General features: G+C 52.1%; 4 protein-coding genes. All 4 read right to left on the bottom strand.

Going from position 1 to position 4837, the window contains the following annotated elements; genetic code table 11:
- Nucleotides 1-536: 536 nt before the first annotated feature.
- The 4 genes from E1297_RS04200 to E1297_RS04185 all read right to left on the bottom strand — a co-directional run bounded on the left by E1297_RS04200 (nucleotide 537) and on the right by E1297_RS04185 (nucleotide 4416).
- Nucleotides 537-1583 (bottom strand): hypothetical protein, encoded by a 1047-nt coding sequence (locus E1297_RS04200; RefSeq protein ID WP_155134273.1) that lies wholly within the window; start codon nucleotides 1581-1583, stop codon nucleotides 537-539.
- A 136-nt stretch (nucleotides 1584-1719) separates the two neighbouring features.
- Nucleotides 1720-3045: an RkpR, polysaccharide export protein gene (locus E1297_RS04195; RefSeq protein ID WP_155134270.1), complete on the bottom strand. Its 1326-nt coding sequence runs from the start codon at nucleotides 3043-3045 to the stop codon at nucleotides 1720-1722.
- 34 nt (nucleotides 3046-3079) lie between these two features.
- A complete protein-coding gene (locus E1297_RS04190) occupies nucleotides 3080-3739 on the bottom strand; it encodes an ABC transporter ATP-binding protein (RefSeq protein WP_155134276.1) in 660 nt (219 codons plus the stop codon).
- Complete coding sequence (locus E1297_RS04185; RefSeq protein WP_244327632.1) at nucleotides 3736-4416, bottom strand: ABC transporter permease; 681 nt, start codon at nucleotides 4414-4416, stop codon at nucleotides 3736-3738. The genes E1297_RS04190 and E1297_RS04185 overlap by 4 nt, the downstream gene beginning before the upstream one ends.
- Nucleotides 4417-4837: the final 421 nt, after the last annotated feature.

Below are 4837 nucleotides of genomic sequence, written 5' to 3'. Positions count from 1 at the left end.
ATGACTGCTGCTGCCGTGGAAACTGCCCCAATCCGTAATGTCGGTGTAGGACCCGGTATCCGTTTGGCTTCCGTCTACATCCATCCCAACAAACCCCGCTCATTCGTTCGTGAAGTAACAAGATGCGGGTTCCAGGCGCCGTGAAATGCCAGTCTTGGCACACCAAGCAAATCAGAGAGAGCCCCACCCGCAGCCAGACCATCCAAAATTTTTGTAATTCCGCAGAAATAAATACAAAACTGAATGGCGTTAGTTCGGGCGGAGCGTGTTTTTTCAGAGTCAGAAATTTGTCCAAAAACAGCCGCTTGGAACCGGCTTCGATGGATTCAACCAAGAAGCGCGGCAAGATGAACAGATGGTACGGAACACTTGCACCTTTCTCAAATTGACGAATTAACCGGCGAGCGCGGGTCCTGACGGGGTTCCCCGGACCACCGTTCCGAACCTTTAAGAATCATGCCACGAATTCGGAAACATCGATCGTGACCGACATCCAGACAGGGATGTCAAAAGGTTGCACGGGCCCGAAGATGCCTTCACCAAGGAAACATGTCCGTTGGCGTCTTTGCGAACATGCTGTCACGGCGGTCGGCAATCATCGCAGCGGCTTCGTCAAACGTGATGAGCTGGCTTCTTTCATGATCAAAATATCGGCAATAGTCGAGATAGACTGCCGCAATCAGTGCTTCGCGTGATGCCGTGCAGCGCCGTGACGGAGCAGGCAAACGGTCACGGGTCAGCCCCCAACCGGCATAAAAGGGCAGACCAAAGCAATGCACCTCGGCGCCCGCCATCAGGGCCTCGAATCCCAGCTGGCTCGATACGCAGTAGACTTTTTGGCAAACTTCCATCAGTGCCCAAGGATTGACCTTTTCGGTAAAAAGCCTGATGCGTTCTGCAGCTAGCGCTTCGCGGATGACCTCCGAATTCCGGGCAAGATCTTCAATCTGGGCGGGACTGAAATGGCCGGCCTTCCGCCCTGCAAGGGTTTCCGGATGCACCTTTACCACAATCGGGCATCCTGGATTTTCCTGCACGGCCCACCGCAGCATCTCGCCAAAACTGGCGTCGCTTGCCAAAGCACCTGCAATCGACGCGTCACCCGCTGTCTGGTCCACGACCAGAACAGGTGCATCGTCGCCGGTGTAGTGTTTCAGGAGATCTGGCAGAGTGTCCGGAAAATCATTGTATTTCGATAGCCTTAGGCCTTGCAATTGGTTGAGCACCTTTTGCGCGTCGCGGGCCGTTGCCCCTCCAGACCGTCTCCGCCGGATCTGTGCTTCAAGATCGCTCGGGCCTGTCGCATCGTAATAGATACCAGTGCGATCAATTGCGACGGAAACCGTCTTTTCATCGTTTCCCGGCCGGACAGAGCGCAAGAAGCCGTCCTCAAAGGCAATATAGGGTATCATGTGTTTGCGCGCGTAATTCCGCGCATTGAAGGCGGTTTCCTTGTGACCCCAACCAACCATGGCATCCGAAACGCCGAGAAATCCGTAAAGGCGCGCGCTCCGCCCGTTAAGACTCTGGTCAATCAGCGGTTTGAGCCGCAAAAGCCCCGATGTGGCCAGACCAATCCGCATAATGGATTCCGCATATTCGCATGGAGAGGAGATCCGGGGTTTTCCACCCAGCAGCTACCGGCAGGTTCAACCAATCGGCAGCCCCCAGCGCTCCCGGCAGCAAAGCGGGGCGCCGAACGCGACCTAACAGAAAGCCCTAAGTCCGGTCCCGGATATTGTAGTACATCAGGACACCAACCACCCATGCACCTGCGAGCAAGAGGAAAAAGGCAAGCGAATAGAGCAACCGATGCGGATATTGGGCATCTTGTGACAGTGTGGGCTTGATGAAGGTGGCCAAATACAGTTGCTTGCTGTCCGCGTCCTTACGTGCCTGCTCGAGACCTGCCAGAGATGTGGTATAGAGCTGGCGGGCAAATTCTTCTTCGAGAGCCAGTTCGGAGTAGTCCGCAATCCGGAACGAAAGTGAATCCCTTCCGCCGGGGCCAGTGGACGCGACGTTTGACGTTCCGCCACCGACCCGTTTGCGTTCGGTGTCGATCTGTGTTCTCAGCGCTGCAATCTGCTCGGTCAGGATCCGGATTTTTGGGGAATCCTTGTCCAGGTAATTGAGCAGGGTTGTCCGTTCGGCCTCTTTTGCTGCGACTTGCTGGTCAAGTCCGGCAATCATTTCAACCGCGATTCTGGCGTTGTCTTCCGGACTGACTTCCTGTGTTTCTTCCCGATAGGTCAGCATCTGCTTGCGGATGGCTTTCAGGCGGGCTTCCGCCCGTGCGACGTTTTCCTCAGCAAATTTGACGATTTGCCTGCGATTGTTCTCGGAGAGTTCGTTCACCAACGCCTCGCTGCGATCAACGATCGCCTGCGCTATCGTCACGGAGTCTTGCGGATAAAAGCTTCGAACCTCAACATATATAACTCCGGATGTCTGATCGTAGCTGACATCGACCATGCGATTCCAGTAATCGAGCTGGTCTTCTATGGGCAAACTTGTGCCCATCCGGAACAACCAGTCAGAGTTTTCGCGATTAAATATCTGCTCGATGTCCACCGATTTTGGAAGGCTCTCCAACGCGGCCTGACTCTGCAGATAATCGTAGACAATGTAACTGTTTGACGTTGTAGATTCACCACCACTATCAAGCACCATCCCGAGAATATCGGTTGCAGGCGCAGAATTTGAACTGCGGACCGCGAAGGCAGTGGTGCTGTGGTACTGATCACTTGCCCAGAACAGCATATAGGCAGAAAACAGGACTGATGGCAGTGCAACAAACAGGAAAAACCCAAGAACCATAAACCGGTGCCGGTTCTTGGCAATTGCCGCCGCCGGACTTGATTGACGTGTCAAGTCCAAGAGTTTTTGGGGATCAAGGCCGGCACGCTTCAGCTTGTCAAGAAGGGTCTTGTCTTTGGGAAGGGCCGGAGCAGACGGTTTTCCACTGTTTGGAAGCGGCACAACTTCCGCGTCCCTCGCGTTTTCGGTCTTCTTCGGCGGAGCCGCCTTTGAGGCTGATGACATGTATTAGAACCTTAGTCTCTACAGCAATTTTGCCTTACCGGCGTGCCATATTCTGGTTATGGCGTTTGATCGCATCTTCGATATTCGGAAAATAAATCGCCTGACCATCCTCAAGCACAATGCCCGTCGTGCAATATTCTTTCAATGTGCCGGTTGAATGGGATACCATGATAATATCCGCGTGTTGCAGCTTTTCCTCAAAAACCCGTTTGCATTTCTTCTTGAAATTGGTATCCCCGACTGCGGTGATTTCATCGACCAGATAATATTCGAAATCTACTCCCATGCTGACGCCGAATGCAAGACGCGCCTTCATACCGGACGAGTACGACTTGACGGGTGCCTGGTAAGCCTTTCCCAACTCCGCAAAATCCTGGACATAGGCGACAAGCCTGTCGGTATCCTGCCCGTAAATCCTGGCAACAAAGCGCACATTCTGTTCTCCTGTCAGAGAACCGTTAAAACTCCCTTGAAAGCCAAGCGGAAAGGAAACATTGGCCATGCGGACAATCCTTCCCGAACTTGGCTTGATGGTGCCGGCGATCAACTTGAGAAGCGTTGATTTCCCGGCGCCGTTGCGCCCCAACAGTCCAATGCTTTCGCCGCGCGGGATGGTGAGTGACACATCCTTGGCGATATAATGAAGTTGTCCCTTCAGTTTGAAGTGCTTTGTGAGGTTCTCCAGGCGAATCATTTGGGTTCCCGCAATTTGGCTTCGCGCAACCAGACCATGAACAGGCCAAACACAATGCAAAAAACGCTCAAACCGATGACATATGGCAAATCCACGTAATTCGCGCGATACGTAGGGTAAAATCCTGACCGGAAATAACCGATCACATGTACCAAGGGATTCCATAACAGCCATTCCCGGTAAGGGTGGGGAATGCTCTCGGGAAGAAAAAACACTCCTGAAATTATGAAAAGTGGCCGATTGATAATGCCCCATATCTGCTCATAGGTGCTGCTCATGTGAAACCATACGACATTACAAATCCCGACCCCGGCACCCAGAGAGATGCTTATCATACTTGCTATGAGTATCGGCTCCAGATCGATTTTTTCGAATGGTACAATAAGGTAAAGCGTCCCAAACATTAAAATGAACACAACAAAGAGCGTTGCTGCTTGCAAAAAAAATCTGGCAATGATTGCATCATATATTTGGACGACCGGATAGTTAAGGAGCGCCCTATTGGCCTCTACCGCTTTACAAACCTGCTCCGTGGTGGATCGATAAATGTAAAATGCAACATATCCGGTCGCAAAAAACAGGGCGAATGATCTCCCCAGCGGCGGGACTCTTGCAATTGCCGAAAAAACTATGGTCAGGATCGAGATTGTCAGCACGGGATCCAGGACGGCCCACATGTATCCGCCAAACTTGTTGCCGTATCGTGTGGTCATTTCGCGCACTATAAGCGCAAATGTTATTGCAAACTGGCGCTTGATGCTCTTCTTAAAATTTAGTCGGTTCATATCATAGTCATCTCGAGGGCTTTCGCGACGGTCCCAAGCTAGCATCTCACGTCTTGATCGACACAACCCAAAAATTGTTAGATTCAAAGCATTGCGTATAAACAACAATGGCCATGATGGAAACAAATAATTCTGCAGCCCAATACCGTGGTTAGCGCCTGTACTGTCGCAGTGTTCGATCATTCGGCCATGTTGGGATGGCCTCCATGGTGCAAGTTTTATTTGCGCCAAGCTCTGGGTACATATTCCGGAGCATGTGACCACTAAATCCGATTTGATCCGACTGACCTGCCCCTTTTTTCAGGGCCACTCG

The organism is Roseibium sp. RKSG952, from assembly GCF_009711355.1.
This window is presented reverse-complemented; position numbering and strand designations above follow the sequence as displayed.